The organism is Arthrobacter paludis (genome assembly GCF_056782315.1).
In genome coordinates this window covers 219693-234912 of record NZ_JBXAEW010000003.1, presented here as the reverse complement: position 1 = coordinate 234912, position 15220 = coordinate 219693, and the positions used below count along the sequence as shown (strand labels likewise).

17 protein-coding genes and 1 other RNA gene are annotated in these 15220 nt (G+C 74.2%); 12 read left to right on the top strand and 6 right to left on the bottom strand.

The annotated features are described in order from the left end of the window. Nucleotides 1–124 precede the first annotated feature (124 nt). The 12 genes from AC1Q5D_RS03920 to AC1Q5D_RS03865 all read left to right on the top strand — a co-directional run bounded on the left by AC1Q5D_RS03920 (nucleotide 125) and on the right by AC1Q5D_RS03865 (nucleotide 11077). Entirely contained in the window at nucleotides 125–898 is a 774-nt protein-coding gene (locus AC1Q5D_RS03920) for a 3-hydroxybutyrate dehydrogenase (protein WP_481737257.1), read from the top strand. 87 nt (nucleotides 899–985) lie between these two features. Then, nucleotides 986–1774 carry a CoA transferase subunit A gene (locus AC1Q5D_RS03915; protein WP_481737256.1) on the top strand — a complete coding sequence of 263 codons (789 nt, stop codon included), beginning with the start codon at nucleotides 986–988 and terminating at the stop codon, nucleotides 1772–1774. A gap of 2 nt (nucleotides 1775–1776) precedes the next feature. Next, nucleotides 1777–2421, top strand: a complete 645-nt coding sequence (locus AC1Q5D_RS03910; protein ID WP_481737255.1) for a CoA transferase subunit B — start codon at nucleotides 1777–1779, stop codon at nucleotides 2419–2421. A gap of 248 nt (nucleotides 2422–2669) precedes the next feature. Beyond that, nucleotides 2670–3452: a cell division ATP-binding protein FtsE gene (gene ftsE, locus AC1Q5D_RS03905; RefSeq protein ID WP_481737254.1), complete on the top strand. Its 783-nt coding sequence runs from the start codon at nucleotides 2670–2672 to the stop codon at nucleotides 3450–3452. After that, on the top strand, nucleotides 3449–4363 hold the full coding sequence (ftsX, locus tag AC1Q5D_RS03900) for a permease-like cell division protein FtsX (RefSeq protein ID WP_481737253.1): 915 nt from the start codon (nucleotides 3449–3451) through the stop codon (nucleotides 4361–4363). The genes ftsE and ftsX overlap by 4 nt, the downstream gene beginning before the upstream one ends. A gap of 54 nt (nucleotides 4364–4417) precedes the next feature. Further along, the gene (locus AC1Q5D_RS03895) at nucleotides 4418–5893 is read left to right on the top strand and encodes a peptidoglycan DD-metalloendopeptidase family protein (protein WP_481737252.1); all 1476 of its coding nucleotides are present in this window, start codon (nucleotides 4418–4420) and stop codon (nucleotides 5891–5893) included. A gap of 60 nt (nucleotides 5894–5953) precedes the next feature. Continuing rightward, complete coding sequence (gene smpB, locus AC1Q5D_RS03890) at nucleotides 5954–6445, top strand: SsrA-binding protein SmpB (RefSeq protein ID WP_481737251.1); 492 nt, start codon at nucleotides 5954–5956, stop codon at nucleotides 6443–6445. Between the two features lie 98 nt (nucleotides 6446–6543). Further along, nucleotides 6544–6930: a transfer-messenger RNA gene (gene ssrA / locus AC1Q5D_RS03885) on the top strand. Between the two features lie 200 nt (nucleotides 6931–7130). Then, complete coding sequence (locus AC1Q5D_RS03880) at nucleotides 7131–8141, top strand: pyridoxal-phosphate dependent enzyme (RefSeq protein WP_481737250.1); 1011 nt, start codon at nucleotides 7131–7133, stop codon at nucleotides 8139–8141. 48 nt (nucleotides 8142–8189) lie between these two features. Beyond that, the gene (locus tag AC1Q5D_RS03875) at nucleotides 8190–8669 is read left to right on the top strand and encodes an LpqB family beta-propeller domain-containing protein (protein ID WP_481737249.1); all 480 of its coding nucleotides are present in this window, start codon (nucleotides 8190–8192) and stop codon (nucleotides 8667–8669) included. After that, on the top strand, nucleotides 8666–10402 hold the full coding sequence (locus AC1Q5D_RS03870) for a DUF5671 domain-containing protein (protein ID WP_481737248.1): 1737 nt from the start codon (nucleotides 8666–8668) through the stop codon (nucleotides 10400–10402). Before AC1Q5D_RS03875 ends, AC1Q5D_RS03870 begins: the two co-directional genes overlap by 4 nt. Nucleotides 10403–10630: 228 nt before the next feature. After that, the gene (locus AC1Q5D_RS03865; protein ID WP_481737247.1) at nucleotides 10631–11077 is read left to right on the top strand and encodes a YrdB family protein; all 447 of its coding nucleotides are present in this window, start codon (nucleotides 10631–10633) and stop codon (nucleotides 11075–11077) included. 105 nt (nucleotides 11078–11182) lie between these two features. Here AC1Q5D_RS03865 and AC1Q5D_RS03860 read toward each other — a convergent pair whose 3' ends face one another. The 6 genes from AC1Q5D_RS03860 to AC1Q5D_RS03835 are packed head-to-tail and all read right to left on the bottom strand — an operon-like array spanning nucleotide 11183 to nucleotide 15154. Beyond that, the gene (locus tag AC1Q5D_RS03860) at nucleotides 11183–11578 is read right to left on the bottom strand and encodes a fluoride efflux transporter FluC (protein ID WP_481737246.1); all 396 of its coding nucleotides are present in this window, start codon (nucleotides 11576–11578) and stop codon (nucleotides 11183–11185) included. Next, nucleotides 11575–12045: a fluoride efflux transporter FluC gene (locus AC1Q5D_RS03855; protein ID WP_481737245.1), complete on the bottom strand. Its 471-nt coding sequence runs from the start codon at nucleotides 12043–12045 to the stop codon at nucleotides 11575–11577. The genes AC1Q5D_RS03860 and AC1Q5D_RS03855 overlap by 4 nt, the downstream gene beginning before the upstream one ends. Beyond that, on the bottom strand, nucleotides 12042–12650 hold the full coding sequence (locus AC1Q5D_RS03850) for a metal-dependent transcriptional regulator (RefSeq protein WP_481737244.1): 609 nt from the start codon (nucleotides 12648–12650) through the stop codon (nucleotides 12042–12044). The genes AC1Q5D_RS03855 and AC1Q5D_RS03850 overlap by 4 nt, the downstream gene beginning before the upstream one ends. Beyond that, complete coding sequence (locus AC1Q5D_RS03845; RefSeq protein WP_481737243.1) at nucleotides 12641–13501, bottom strand: metal ABC transporter permease; 861 nt, start codon at nucleotides 13499–13501, stop codon at nucleotides 12641–12643. The genes AC1Q5D_RS03850 and AC1Q5D_RS03845 overlap by 10 nt, the downstream gene beginning before the upstream one ends. Continuing rightward, nucleotides 13498–14244 carry a metal ABC transporter ATP-binding protein gene (locus AC1Q5D_RS03840; RefSeq protein ID WP_481737242.1) on the bottom strand — a complete coding sequence of 249 codons (747 nt, stop codon included), beginning with the start codon at nucleotides 14242–14244 and terminating at the stop codon, nucleotides 13498–13500. Before AC1Q5D_RS03840 ends, AC1Q5D_RS03845 begins: the two co-directional genes overlap by 4 nt. After that, the gene (locus tag AC1Q5D_RS03835; protein ID WP_481737241.1) at nucleotides 14231–15154 is read right to left on the bottom strand and encodes a metal ABC transporter solute-binding protein, Zn/Mn family; all 924 of its coding nucleotides are present in this window, start codon (nucleotides 15152–15154) and stop codon (nucleotides 14231–14233) included. The genes AC1Q5D_RS03840 and AC1Q5D_RS03835 overlap by 14 nt, the downstream gene beginning before the upstream one ends. Nucleotides 15155–15220: the final 66 nt, after the last annotated feature.

Genomic DNA, 15220 nt, shown 5'->3' with positions numbered 1-15220 from the left:
CGTGCCGCCTGCACCCCGCGTTCCCGGCCGGCCGGGCGCCGCCGGTGGGCGGGCCGCACCTTGACTCGGTGTGGCCCAGACCATAGTTTCGGGTTTGACTTGCGACGACGACGGAAGGCCCTCCATGCCAGCAGCCCCGAACGCGACGGACAACCTCCCGCTGGCCGGACGGCGCGCCCTGGTGACGGGTGGTGCCTCGGGGATCGGTGAGGCGTGTGCCCGCGCGTTCGCCGCCCGCGGCGCGTACGTGACGGTGGCCGACATCGATGGCGAAGCGGCCGGGAAGTTGGCGGCGGACCTTGGCGGCGAGGCGTGGGCGGTGGACCTGTCCGACACGGGGGCGCTCGAGGACCTGGAGCTGGAGGCCGACATCCTGGTCAACAACGCCGGGCTGCAGCGGATCGGGGCGGTGCACGAGTACGAGCCGGCGACGTGGCGGCTGCTGCACCGGATCATGCTCGAGGCGCCGTTCCTGCTGATCCGTGCGGTGTTGCCGGGCATGTACGAGCGCGGGTTCGGGCGGATCCTCAACATCTCCTCGGCGCACGGGCTGCGCGCGTCCGCCTTCAAGTCCGCGTACGTCTCCGCCAAGCACGGCCTCGAGGGGCTCTCCAAGGCGACCGCGCTCGAGGGCGGCCCCCACGGAGTCACGAGCAACTGCATCAACCCCGGCTACGTGCGCACGCCCCTCGTCGAGAAGCAGATCGCGGACCAGGCCGCGGCGCACGGGATCCCCGAGGACGAGGTCCTCGCCCGCGTCATGCTCACCGAGAGCGCGGTCAAGCGGCTGGTCGAGCCCGAGGAGGTCGCCTCGCTGGCCGCCTGGCTCGCGTCGGGGGACGCCGGCATGGTGACCGGCGCGTCCTACACGATGGACGGCGGCTGGACCGCCCGCTGACCGCGGCCCCTGTCCGGCCGGGCCGGGCCTGTGGTACGAATCGCTGACGGGGCCGCGCCGCGGGCCCACCGAGAGGAGGCGGGCGAGATGCCCATCGACAAGACCTTCGCCACCGCCGCGGACGCCGTGGCGGACATCCCCGACGGCGCCTCGCTCGCCGTGGGCGGGTTCGGGCTGTCCGGGAACCCGATGCGGCTCATCGAGGCGCTGCTGGAGCAGGGGGCCACCGGCCTGTCCGTGGTCTCCAACAACTGCGGCGTCGACGGCTGGGGCCTGGGGGTGCTCCTGGAGGCCGGCCGGATCGCCAAGATGACGTCCTCCTACGTGGGGGAGAACAAGGAGTTCGCGCGGCGGTACCTCTCGGGCGAGCTGGAGCTCGAGCTCACGCCGCAGGGCACGCTCGCCGAGAAGCTGCGCGCCGGCGGTTCCGGCATCGCCGCGTTCTACACCCGCACCGGGGTCGGCACGCAGGTCGCCGAGGGCGGCCTGCCGCAGAAGTACGACGCCGACGGCAACGTCGTGCAGGCCTCCCGGCCCAAGGAGGTGCGCGCGTTCGCGCCCGGGGGAGAGGAGCACGAGTTCGTGCTCGAGGAGGCGATCGTCACCGACTTCGCGCTCGTCCACGCGCTGCGCGGGGACCGCCACGGGAACCTCGTCTTCAACAAGGCCACGCGCCAGTTCGCCCCGGTGGCCGCCATGGCGGGCCGGGTCTGCATCGCCCAGGTCGAGGAGCTGGTCGAGCCCGGGCGGATCGACCCGGACCAGGTGCACCTGCCGGGCGTCTACGTCCACCGGGTCGTGGAGGTCGGCACCGGCATCGAGAAGCGGATCGAGAAGCGCACGGTGCGCGGCGCCGGCGCGGGACGGGAGGCCTAGCCGTGGCGCTGACCAGGGAGGAGATGGCCGCCCGCGCGGCCCGGGAGCTGCGCGACGGCGACTACGTGAACCTCGGCATCGGGATGCCCACGCTCGTGCCGAACTACATCCCCGAGGGGATGACGGTGGTGCTGCAGTCCGAAAACGGCATCCTCGGCGTCGGCCCGTACCCCGCCGAGGAGGACGTGGACCCGGACCTGATCAACGCGGGCAAGGAAACGGTCACCGTCAACCCCGGCGCCGCGTTCTTCGACTCGGCCACGAGCTTCGGCATGATCCGCGGCGGCAAGATCGACGCCGCCATCCTCGGCGCCATGCAGGTCTCCGCGGCCGGCGACCTGGCGAACTGGATGATCCCGGGCAAGATGGTCAAGGGCCCGGGCGGCGGGATGGACCTGGTCCACGGGGCGCGCCGGCTGATCGTGCTGATGGAACACACGGCCAAGGACGGCACGCCGAAGATCGTCCGCGAGTGCTCCCTGCCGCTGACCGGGCGGGGCGTCGTGGACCGCATCATCACCAACCTCGCCGTCGTCGACGTCACACCCGGGGGACTCGTGCTGGTCGAGACCGCGCCCGGCGTGTCCGTCGAGCAGGTGCGGGAGGCGACCGAACCGGAGCTCTCCGTGGGGCCGGGCCTGGCCTAACCCGTAGTCACGCGGCCTTTCGGCCGCGCGAAGGCGGGGGAGGGCGACGGCGGCGCCAGGGCGCGCCCGGTCCGCCCGGGCGCGGCCCCGCCGGCCCGGACGGCCACCCTGTGGTGCCCGACACGCGCGTCTGCTGAGCGGAGCGGCCCGTGGCGCCCGATAGAGTGAAGCCGCCGGCGCCGCTCCCTCCCCCAAGCAAAGCCCCGCATCCTTGGCCGCACGCCGGTGGCCCGTGTGGGCAGAACGCCATGATCAGATTCGAGAACGTCACCAAGGTCTACGACCAGAAGTCGCGTCCGGCCCTGGACGGCATCGACCTCGAAGTCGACCGCGGGGACTTCGCGTTCCTCGTCGGGCCCTCCGGCTCCGGCAAGTCGACCTTCATCCGCCTGGTCCTGCGCGAGGAGCGGGCCACCTCCGGCTCCGTCCACGTGGCCGGCCAGAACGTGGCCCGGATCCCCGGGTGGCGCGTGCCGCGCCTGCGCCGCGGCATCGGCGTCGTGTTCCAGGACTTCCGGCTGCTGCCCAACAAGGACGTGTTCGGCAACGTCGCGTTCGCCATGCAGGTGATCGGCCGCAGCCGGGCCATGATCCGGGAGACGGTCCCGGAGGTGCTGAAGACCGTCGGCCTGGAGGGCAAGGAGCGGCGGATGCCGCACGAACTCTCCGGCGGCGAGCAGCAGCGCGTGGCGATCGCCCGCGCCATCGTCAACAAGCCCGGCATCCTGCTGGCGGACGAGCCCACGGGCAACCTCGACCCCGCCACGAGCGTGGGGATCATGAACGTGCTGGACCGGGTCAATCAGAACGGCACGACCGTCGTCATGGCCACCCACGACCACGAGATCGTCAACTCGATGCGCCGGCGCGTCATCGAGCTCGCCGCCGGCCGGGTCGTCCGCGACGAGGCGGGCGGCGAGTACACGGCGCTGATCCCGATCGTGAAGCCCGACGGCTCGCGCGAGCTGCGCACCGTCGGGGCCCCCGACCAGGCGATCGCCCCCTTCGACAGCGAGGAGGACGAACTGTGAGGCTCGCGTTCATCCTCGGCGAGATCGGCTCCGGCCTCCGCCGCAACCTGTCCATGGTCGTCTCCGTCGTCCTGGTCACCTTCATCTCCCTGACGTTCGTCGGCGCCGCCGCGCTGCTCCAGCTCCAGGTGAGCCAGATGAAGGGCTTCTGGTACGACCGGATGCAGGTCGCGGTGTACCTGTGCGGCGAGAACTACGGCTCGCAGACCTGCGCGGAGGGCGCGGTCACGGACCAGCAGCGCCAGGAGATCGAGGCGATGCTCGAGTCGCCCGCCGTCGCCCCCTACGTCGAGGACTACCAGCACGAGACGCAGCGGCAGGCGCTGGCCCACTTCAAGGAGCAGTTCGAGAACTCCCCGATCGTCGACTCCGTGACGGCGGAGCAGCTTCCGGAATCGTTCCGCGTGAGCCTGGTCGACCCCGAGAAGTACGAGATCGTGAACGAGCTCTTCACCCCGATGGAGGGCGTCGACGTCGTCGTCGACCAGCGCGAGCTGCTGGAGAAGGTCTTCTCCATCATCAACATCGCCTCGCTGGTCGCGCTCGGCATCGCGGGCGTGATGATCGTCTGTGCCGTCCTGCTCGTGGCGACGACCATCCGCCTCTCGGCGTTCAGTAGGCGCCGCGAGACGGGAATTATGCGCCTGGTGGGTGCGTCCAAGTCGGTCATTCAGCTACCCTTTGTGTTAGAAGGCGTCATCGCGGCGCTCATCGGTGGGCTCCTCGCCTCCGCGGCACTGTGGGCCGTGGCCCGCTTCCTCATCGAGGGCCGGCTGGCCGTCGACTACCCCGACACCGCCTTCATCTCGTCCTCCGAGGTTTTCCTCGTCGCACCGGCCCTGCTTGCCCTGGGCGCCGTCCTGGCTGGTGTATCGTCCGTTGTAACCTTGAGGCGTTACCTGAAGGTTTAGCAGCCCCTGATGCGTCGGCTACCGTTCGGTCGGCGCCACCGAAAGGAATGCACCGTGCCCCAGCGCTCCCTGCTGCCTCGCGCCGCCGTGTGCGGCGTGCTGGCCACCGCGCTCACGCTCTCGCTGGCCGTCTCCGGCGCCCGGGCCGACAACCTCGACGACCGCAAGGACGAGATCGAGCAGAACCTTGACAACCTCCAGACCGACCTCGAGTTCCTCAACACCGACATCCAGAAGGCCGCGGCGCAGCTGCGCGAGTACCAGTCGCAGCTCCCCGGGGCGCAGGAGGCCCTCGCCCAGGCGCAGGGACGCGTCCAGGCGGCGGGCGACGAGGTCGCCGCGCTGGGGGCCCGCGTCCAGGCCGCCGAGGCCACGCGCAGCGAACTGACCCGCCAGCTGGAGCGCGACGAGGAGGAACTGGCGGAGACGAGGGAGCTCATCGGCCAGATCGCCACCCAGGCCTACAAGCGCGGCGGCGTCTCCAGCGACCTGACGCTGCTCCTGGAGTCCGACGGCGGGGACCTCGCGACCGGCATGGGACTCGTCGACCGGGCGCTGCGCAGCCAGAACGCCGCCCTGGCCGAGGTCAGCCAGCGCCACGCCACGGACCGCAACGCCCAGGCCCGGCTCGCCGCCGTCGAGGAGGAGATCCGGGGCCTGAAGGCCCAGGCCGACGCCGCGCTCGCGCGCGAGCAGGAGGCGCGCGACGCCGCCGAGACCGAGAAGCGGCGCGTGGACAACCTCGTGTCCAAGGCCTCCGCCCTCAGCAAGCGCCTGGAGGCGAAGAAGCCGCAGATCAAGAAGCAGATCGCCGCGCAGCAGGAAGAGCACGACCAGGTCCTGGCCGACATCGCCGAACGCCAGGAGCGGCTGCGGCGCGAGGCCGAGGCCCGCCGGAAGGCCGAGGAGGCGCGGCGCGCCGCCGCCGAGGCCGCACGGCAGCGAGCCGAGGAGGAGGCCCGCCGCAAGGCGGCCGCCGCGGCGGCCGCCAGGGCCGCGCAGGCCGCGGACGCCGCCGAGCGCGAGCGGGAGGCGGCCGCGGCCCGCGACGCCGCCGAGGAGGCGCGGCGCGAGGCCGAGCGCCAGCGGCCGGCCCCGGAGAGCAGTGGCTGGGGCCTGTCGGTCCCGGTGTCCGGCGGATACATCACGTCCGGCTTCGGCTGGCGGCCCACCCCGTCCGGCACGATCGACTACGGGGGAGCGGGCGGCTACGTCCACGCCGGCGTCGACTGGGGCTTCGGCGGCGCCTGCGGCGCGCCCATCCGCGCCGCAGCATCCGGCGAGGTCTGGGCCGCGCACCGGTCCTCCACGTCGGGGAACAAGGTGACGGTCAGCCACGGCGTCGTGCGCGGCCACGCGCTGGCCACGAACTACCACCACATGTCCCACTTCGTGGTCGGGGCCGGCCAGCGCGTCAACAAGGGCGACGTCATCGGCTACGTCGGGACGACGGGCAACTCCACGGGCTGCCACCTGCACTTCGAGACGATCCTTGACGGCCAGGCCGTCGACCCGATGGGCCTGCTGTAGCGTAGGATGGATCGTTCCGGCCGGGCGCCGGATCCCCGTCAGACGCGCTAGGAGGTCGCCATGCCCAAGGACGCCGGGACCAAGGACGGTGGGACCAAGGTCGTCGCGACGAACCGCAAGGCCCGCCACGACTTCGAGATCCTCGATACCTACGAGGCGGGGATGGTGCTCACCGGCACCGAGGTCAAGTCGCTGCGCGAGGGCAAGGCGTCCCTCGTCGACGGATTCGCGCAGTTCTACCGCGACGAGCTGTACATCGAGCAGGTCTACATCCCGGAGTACCTCAACGGCTCCTGGACCAACCACGCGGCCCGGCGGCGGCGCAAGCTGCTCCTGCACCGCGAGGAGCTCGCGAAGATCGCCCGCCGCATCCAGGAGGCCGGCTTCACGATCGTGCCGCTGCAACTGTACTTCAAGGACGGCCGGGCGAAGCTGGAGATCGGCGTGGCCCGGGGCAAGCGCGAGTACGACAAGCGGCAGACCCTGCGCGAGAAGCAGGACAACCGCGAGGCGCAGCGCGCCATGCGGGAACGGAACCGCCGGGCCGGCTAGGCCGGGAATGGATCCGGGGGCGGGTGCGTTACACTGGATGTCCGCGGTACACGCCGCGGCTGCTGGGGCGGGGCGACCCGCCATTGGCAACTGAATACGGGGATGATCGGTTTCGACGATGTGAGTCGCGACAGGAGAAGCGGGCCGAGGATGCAGGGTTATCTCGTAAACGCTCTCTGCAAACCAATAAGTGCCGAATCTAAGCGCACTGACTTCGCTCTCGCTGCCTAAGCAGCCAGACAGTCCGTCAGCCAGGGGTTGCTATCGCCCCTGATCCTGGCGTCGATTAGATAGCCACTGGTGGGGTCCAGTGTCACCGGGGATCCCGCCATATCTAGGTGACTGTGCCCAGGGGAACCCGCAAGGGGCCAGCCGCTTGTTCGCGAGCAGGCTGATGGGGCAGAGAAACCCCGAAGCGAACTGCGCCCGGAGAAGTCCTGGCAACACCACATCGGACGGGGGTTCAATTCCCCCCATCTCCACTTCAGGGATTCCCGGGGCGCCGCATGACGGCGTCCCGGGAATCCGCGTTAACGCCCCGGTCCGCCGACCGGGGCGTTTTTCATGCGCGGGCCCCCACACCGGGGCCCGGCCGGGAGTGCCCTGGCGGCGGCGCCCGGCACGGGAGCCGTGGGGGCGCGGCCGGCCCGTGGCCCCCGCGCGGCACCCGCCCTAGGATGGGGCCATGCTGCCCGAGACCGTGGACGCCGCGCTGGTGCGGGCCGCGGCGCGCCGCATCGCCGGCCTGGCCGCGCGGACGCCGGCCAGGCCGAGCGCGTTCCTGTCCCGGGCGGCGGGACGGCCGGTGTGGCTCAAACTCGAGACGGCGCAGCACGCGGGCTCGTTCAAGGTCCGCGGCGCGGCCAACCGGATCCTCGCGGCGCCCGGCCCGGCTGCGGCCGGCGGCGTGGTCGCCGCCTCCACGGGCAACCACGGGCGCGCCGTCGCCCACGTCGCGCGGTCGCTCGGCATCCCGGCCACGGTCGTGCTCTCCGGGCTCGTTCCCGCGCACCGGCGTGCCGCCATCGCGGAGCTCGGCGCCCGGCTCGTCGTGGCCGGCGCGGACCAGACGGGCGCCCTGGCGCGGGTCAGGGAGCTGGCCGACGCGGAGGGCCTCCTGGAGGTGCCGCCGTTCGACGACCCCCTGGTCATTGCCGGCCAGGGGACCATCGGGCTTGAGCTCGCGGCGCAGGTCCCGGACCCCTTCACCGTGCTCGTGCCCCTCTCCGGCGGGGGCCTGGCCGCCGGGATCGCGGTGGCGGTGAAGGCGCTCCTGCCCGGGACCCGCGTCGTCGGCGTCTCCCCAGAGCGCGGGGCGGCCATGGCCGCGAGCCTGCGCGCCGGCCACCCGGTCGAGGTCGAGGAGGTCGGGACGCTCGCCGATTCGCTGGGCGGGGGGATCGGGCTCGCGAACCGGTACACGTTCCGCCTCGTGCGCGACCTCGTGGACGAGCTCGTGCTGCTCACGGAGGAGGAGATCGCCCTGGGCATGCGCGAACTCTGGCTCCGGGACGGCGTGGTCGCGGAGGGCGCGGGGGCCGTGGGCGCGGCGGCCCTGCTGGCCGGCAAGGTCCCGCTCCCCGCCGACGGCGGCGCTGTCGCCGTCGTCGTCTCCGGCGGCAACGTCGACCGGGCCGCTTTCCGGCACGCCACGTCCGCCGGCACGGGGCGCATGCCGCCCGCCGGAGGGCCTTGACGCAAAGCGACCGTGGCGCCCCGCGTGCTCCGGGGCCGATAATGCCTCATGAGGACACTGGGTCTCGCCCACCGCCGGGCGCTCATCGCGGCGGTCGTGTGCATCGTGGTCGTGGCCATCGCGGCCATTGCCGTCGTCCTGGGACGGGGCGGCCCCGCGCCCCTGCCGGCCGCCACGCCGGAGGGCACCGTCCAGCGCTACACGGAAGCGGCGCTGGCCGGGGACACCGAGGAAGCGTTGTCCTATCTCACGCCGCGCGCCCGCAGCGGCTGCGGCTTCGAGGCCATGACCCCGGCTGCCGGAGAGGACGTCCGGGTCACGCTCGACGGCGCCACCGTGGACGGCGACCGCGCGCGCGTCGACGTCGTCATCGCCTTCTCCGGCTTCCAGGGCCCCTTCGGCGGGGAGGGCTTCGACACGCGCGCGCGTTTCGGCCTGTCCCCGGGTGGCGACGGGTGGCTCATCGACTCCGCCCCGCCGGAGCTGCAGATCTGCCACGAGCCGCCGCCGGCGGAGGTGGAGCGGTGAGCGCCCCGGCCCCCGCGACCCACGCACAGGGTGGGCGCCAGGCGCTGGCCACCGTCCGCCGCGTCGTTGTCTTCGTCCTCTTGGCGGTCCTCGTCCCGACGGCGGCCAACGGGCTGTCCGGCCTGCTGGGGCGCGTGCTGTCCGCGGACGAGGTGCGGTTCGGGCAGGACGCGGCCGCCCTGGCCGCCGACCTGGCCGCCACCCTCGTGGCTGGTCCGCTCGCGGCCGTGCTGCTCTGGGCCGTGTGGCGCGCGGCCGCCGACCCGGGGGAGCGGGCCAGCGTCGCGTGGGCCCTCTACGTGACGGCGGCGGCGACGGTCGCGCTCGTGGTCGCCACGGTCGCTGCGCTGACCACGGTGTCGTCCCTGGCGGTCGGGCAGGCGTCCGGCTGGGGGTATTCCGCAGCGACCGCCGTTGTCTGGGCCGCCGTCTGGTGGCTGCACTGGCACCTGTGGCGCCACCCCGGCCGGGGACCGCTTCGGCTGGGCGGGGTCCCCGAGACCCTGGGCTGGGCCTACGGCGTGGCGCTGGTCCTCGTGAACGGCGTGCAGGCCCTGAGGGGGCTGGTGGACCGGGCCGTCGAGGCCCTTGCGCGTGGCGACGCCTGGGGGCCTCCCTGGTGGGAGCCCCCGCTGATGGCGCTCGTCTGGGCGGCCGGCGGCGCCGCCGTGTGGTGGTGGCACGCGTCCCGGCGCGGCAGCCGGGAACGCACCGGCCTGCAGGACACCGCGGTGGTGGTCGTCGGCACGCTCATCCCGGCCGCGCTGACGGTCGGCGGCGGCATCACCGTCCTGTATGCCGTGCTGGACGGGGCCACCGGAGCCCTCGGGGCCCCGGACGGCCAGGAATGGGACTTGCTGGGCACCGGGCTGGGCATGTTCCTGGTCGGGTCGCTCGTGTGGTCGCTGCACCTCAGGGCGGGCGCCGGGCGCGACACCCGTGGCGCGGCGGCCCGGCTCGTGGTTGCCGGCGTGGCGCTGGCCGCTGCGGCCTCCGGGGCCGGCGTCCTGGCCAACGCAGCCCTGGCGGCCGTGACCCCGCAGCTTGCCGGCGGCGGCGAGGGCGAACTGGCGCTGGGCGGGCTTTCATCACTACTCGTCGGCGGTGCGGTCTGGTGGCCCGTCTGGCGGTCCATCCCACCGGCCGACGCCCGGCAGCGCCGCGTCTACCTCGTCGTCGTCTTCGGTGCCAGCGCCGCCGTCGCGCTCGCGACCCTGCTAGTCATCGGCGCCCGGGTCTTCGAGTACGCGTTGGCGGGTGGCGCCGGCACGGGACTGCTGGAACGGACCCGGGCGCCGCTCGGGCTCCTGCTGGCCGCGGGCGCCGTGGCCGCCTACCACTTCATGGTCTGGAGGGCGGACCCGGGATCACGCCCCGCGGCGCCCGGGCCGCAGCCGGGGACGGTGCGCCGCGTGGTCGTCGTCGCCCCCGACGGCACCGGTCCGTCCCTGGACGCCCTGCGTGCCGCCACCGGCGCCCGCGTCGAGTGGTGGCCGGGGGCCGCGGCGGGGGAGGGCCCCGATTCCGGGCGGGACGCCTGGGGGGATACACCCGACGCGGGAGCCGGGGCGCCCTCCGGCGAGCACCCCGGCCCCGCTTTGGAGGCGGCAGTGCTGGCCGCCGGAACCCCCGAAGTGCTCGTGGTGCTCGGCCCCGGTTCCGCCGTGCGGGCCATCCCGCTGGCCGCCCCGAGGCCCGTGCCGTGGACGGGGGCGCCCGCCCTCGGCGACTAGCGTCCAGTCGCCTCCCACCACTCGCTGCGCTCGCGGCGGGCCCCTCGGCGACTAGCGTCCAGTCGCCTCCCACCACTCGCTGCGCTCGCGGCGGGCCCCTCGGCGACTAGCGTCCAGTCGCCTCCCACCACTCGCTGCGCTCGCGGCGGGCCCCTCGGCGACTAGACTTGTGACCGCCGAGCCGCCCCGGGCGGAGAGGCCCGGACCACGAGAGGGAGAGGCGGACGTATGCAGAGCGAATCCCCGGCACCCCAGCCGCGGCAACACGTGCCGGCGACGGGCGTCCTGGCGTTCGTCCTCGAGGTCTCGATGCTGGGGGCCGCCGGGCTGTGGGCGATCGACGTGCTGCCACTCCATCCCGTGGTGGCCGTCCTGGTCACCGCGGTGCCGCTGGTCGTTTTCTGGGGATTGTTCATGGCACCGCAGGCGGCCCGACGCATCGGCTGGCCGCTGCATCCGGTGATCGCCCACGCGCTGTTCGTGCTCGGCGTCGTACTGCTCTACTCCAGCGGCCACCCCTTCCTCGGCACGTTCATGCTCGTGCTGACGGCCGCCAGCGCCCTGTTGGCGTGGCGCCACCGTGGGCCGGCCGCGGAGGAGGCCCGCGCCCGGGCGGAGGCGGTCCGCCTCCGGCGGGAGGCCCGCCGGCCCGGCGGCCGCCGGGCCGCCCGCTAGGCACGGGCGCCCACCGCACGGCGTCCGCGCGGCCCCCGGACCCGCACGGGGTGGCGGGCCGCTGATGGACGGGTCGGCCCTTGCCGCCCGGGGAGCCGAAGCCCCCTACCCGGCCGCGAGCGCTCCGCCCGCGGCCCAGCCGGCCGCGGCCAGCCCGGTCCCGAGGAGCAGCGTGGCCGCGACGTAGCCCGCGGCCGCCCCGCGGCGGCCGTCCTCCCACAGCCGCGCGCTGGCGACGGCGAACGTGCTGAACGTCGTCAGCCCGCCGCACAGGCCCGCGCCCACCACGGCCGCGGCGACCGGGCCGGCCGCGGCGGCCACGGCCCCCAGCAGCAGGGAGCCCGCCCCGTTGGCCCACAGCGTGCCCCACGGCCAGGGCGTCGCGCGCCGACCCGGGTCGCGCGTCCGCCGAGCGTCGAGGACCGCGTCGAGCCAGACGCGCACCAGCGACCCTGCGGCGCCGGCGAGGCCGACGGCGGCGGCCGTCGCCAGGGCGCTCACGTGCCCGCCCCGGGGGAGCGGCCCGGCGCGCGGCGCGCGAGCGCCCGCCCCGCGGCGAGTCCCGCCGCCGCGGCGGCGAGCCCCGCCGCCAGGCTGGCGGCGGCGTAGGCCGCCGTGCCGGGGCCCCAGCCGGCCGGGGAGAGCTGCAGGGCGACCGCCGAGAACGTCGTGAAGGACCCGAGCAGTCCGGGCCCGAGCGCCGCCCGCAGCCACGGGCGGGTCCCTGGCCGGGTGGTCCACCAGCCGGTGGCGAGGCCGAGCGCCAGGCAACCGGCCGCGTTGAGCGCCAGCACGGGCACGTCGAAGCCCGTGGCCGGGGAAGGGAAGGCCAGCGAGACGGCGTAGCGCAGCAGTGTCCCGCAGAAGCCGCCGACGGCGACCCCCACGGCGACCGCCGCGGACAGCCCGCCACCGGCCCGCCCCGGCCTGGCCGCGGCCGGGCGGGCGGGGGCGCCCCGCCCCGTCATCCGCGCCGGACCCAAACGGCCGCGGCGTGGGACTCCGGCAGACCGTGGGCCGCGGCGTCGATCCGGCGACCCGGGACCACGCCCGCGGCCGCGCAGTCCCGCAGGACGGCGGGGTCCGCGTCGCTGACGCGCAGCACGACGGCGGGGCCCGCCGCGACGCGGTCCAGCCGGTCGGCGGCGGGGCTGGGGACGGTCCCGTCGGCCCGGGGGATCGGATCCCCGTGCGGGTCCTCGGCGGGGTCGCCCATGAGGCGCGCCAACCGTTCGATGAACCGCGGCGTCGCGGCGTGCTCGAGCAGCTCGGCGTCGTCGTGCACCTCGTCCCACGCGTAGCCGAGCTCGCCGACGAGGAACGACTCGATGAGTCGGTGGCGCCGGACCACCGACAGGGCCAGGCGCCGGCCCTCGGCCGTGAGCGAGACGGCCCCGTAGGGCGGGTGCTCCAGCAGGCCCCGGCCGGCGAGCTTGCGCACCATCGCCGTCGCGGACGCGGGCGCGACGCCGAGCCGGGCGGCGAGCGCCCCCGTCGTCACCGGCGCCGACTCCCACTCGCCGAGCCCGTAGACCGCCTTGAGGTAGTCCTCCTCGTTGCTGCTCAGGCCCATGCCGCGCTCCTGCGGCGCAGCGCCGAGGAGACGACGCCCTGCCGGGGCCCGAACAGGTAGGCGAGCGCGAAGAACGCGGACTGGGCCAGGACGACGGAGGCGCCCGTGGAGAGGTTGGCGTAGTAGCTGGCGTAGATGCCGACGACGGCGGAGGCCGCGCCCAGCCCGGCCGCCACGGCGAGCATGCGCCCGAACCGGCGGGTGAGGAGGAACGCGCTCGCCCCCGGAATGATCAGCATCGCCACGACGAGGATGATACCCATCGCCTGCAGGCTGGTCACGACGGTCAGGGCCAGCAGCCCGAGCAGGACGCCCCCGAGGATCCGCGTGTTGAGCCCGATCGCGTGCGCGTGCACGGGATCGAACGCCAGCAGGGTCAGGTCCTTGCGGAGGTAGAGGACGACCGCGAGCGTCACCGCGGCCAGGACCCCCACCTGCGCCAGCTGCGCCGGGGACGTGCCCAGGACGTTCCCGAAGAGGATGTGCCCCAGATCCACCTGGCTCGGCGTGCGGGAGACGATCGCCAGGCCCAGCGCGAAGAGCGTGGTGAACACGACGCCGGTCGCCGCGTCGGGTTTGAGCCGGCTCGAGGCGCGCAATCCGCCGATCAGGTACACGGCCGCCAGCGCGAAGGCGATCGCCCCGACCGAGAACGGCAGCCCCAGCAGGTAGGAGATGGCGACGCCCGGAAGGACCGCGTGGGAGATGGCGTCCCCCATCAGGGCCCAGCCCATGAGGACCAGCCAGCACGAGAGCACCGAACACACCAGCGCCGCGGCCAGGGTCACCGCCAGCGCGTTGGTCATGAAGCCGTAGCCGAAGGGCTCGGCGAGCCACTGCACCGCGTTCATGCCGCCTCCCGTGCCCCGGTGCCGAACGCCAGCGCCAGATTCGACTCGGTGAGGACGTCGCCGGGCGGTCCGGCGGCCAGCACGGTGCGGTGGAGCAGGATGGCGCTCGTGCACAGGCGGGGCACGCCCGCCAGATCGTGCGTGGAGATCAGGACGGTGCGCCCGTCGGCGCACAACGCGGCCAGCAGCCCGCGCACGAGGGCCTCGGAGGCGACGTCGACTCCCGCGAACGGCTCGTCGAGCAGCATCAGGTCGGCGTTCTGGGCCAGGCCCCGGGCCACGAAGGCGCGCTTGCGCTGCCCGCCGGACAGCTCGCCGATCTGGCGGTGGGCCAGGTCGGCCAGGTCCACGCGCTCGAGCGCCTCGTCCACCGCGGCCCGGTCGGCGGCCCGCGGCCGCCGCGAGCGGCCCATGAACCCGTAGCGGCCCATCATGACGACGTCGCGGACGCTGACGGGGAACGTCCAATCGACGGCCTCGGACTGCGGGACGTAGCTGATCCGGCCGCTGCGGCGCGCGCGCAGCGGGTCCAGGCCGAACAGCGACACCGTGCCGGCATCGGGGGCGACGAGGCCCATGAGGGACTTGAAGAGCGTGGACTTGCCGCTGCCGTTGACTCCGACGAGCCCGCACAGCTCCCCGCGCGCGACGCGCACGTCCACGTCTCGCAGCGCCGTCGTCGTCCCATAGCGCACGGCGAGCCCGCCCACGTCGATGGCCGCGTTCGTTTCAGGCATCGGCATTGCCCACTCCCTCCAGGATGAGCTCGAGGTCGTACTCGAGCAGTTCGATGAAACCGGGGACCGGGCCGCCGGGGCCCGACACCGAGTCGACGTACAGGGGGCCCATCAGCTCGGCCCCGGTCTCCGCGGCCACGCGCCGCTGGGCGTCGTCGTTGACCGTGGACTCGCAGAACACGGCCGGCACGTCGTGCTCGCGCACGAAGTCGATCTGCTCCCGGATCTGCCGGGGCGTGCCCTCCGCGTCGGAGTTGACCGGCCACAGCGAGTGCTCGCGCAGGCCCAGATCCCGGGCCAGGTACGAGAACGCACCCTCGCACGTGACCAGGGAGGCGCCCTCGGGCGGGACGGCCTGGCGGACGTGCCGCTCCAGCCCCAGGAGGCGGTCCCGGAGGGCGTCGGCCCGCTGGGCGAAGTACTCCGCGTCCTCCGGGCTGAGCCGGGCCAGGGCGGCCTCCGCGTTGTCCACGTAGATCCGGGCCTGGACCGGGGACATCCACGCGTGCGGGTTGGGCAGCCCGGCGTAGGCCCCGGAGGCGATGCCCACCGGCTCGATCCCCTCGGACAGGACCGCGTGCGGGGCGTCCAGCCCGGCGACGAAGCGTTCGAACCAGCGCTCGAGCCCGAGCCCGTTGTCCAGCACCAGGTCGGCCTCCGCGACGCGGACGAGGTCCGACGGGGTCGGTTCGTAGCCGTGGATCTCCGCGCCGGGCTTCGTGATGGACGCGACGGTGACGCGGTCGCCCCCGATCTCGGCCACGAGGGAGGCGATGACGCTGAACGTGGTGAGGACGACGGGGCGGTCCCCGTCCTCCGGCGTCGCCGACGCCGTGGGGGCGCAGCCCGCGCTCGCAGCGGCGACGGCCGCCGCCGCGAGGGCGGCCGCGGCGCGCCGTCGAAAGAATTTAGCCATGGCTAAATTTTGCACGCCAGTGGCCCCGGACACAAATTCGCGGCACACCCCGGACGCACGCGTGCC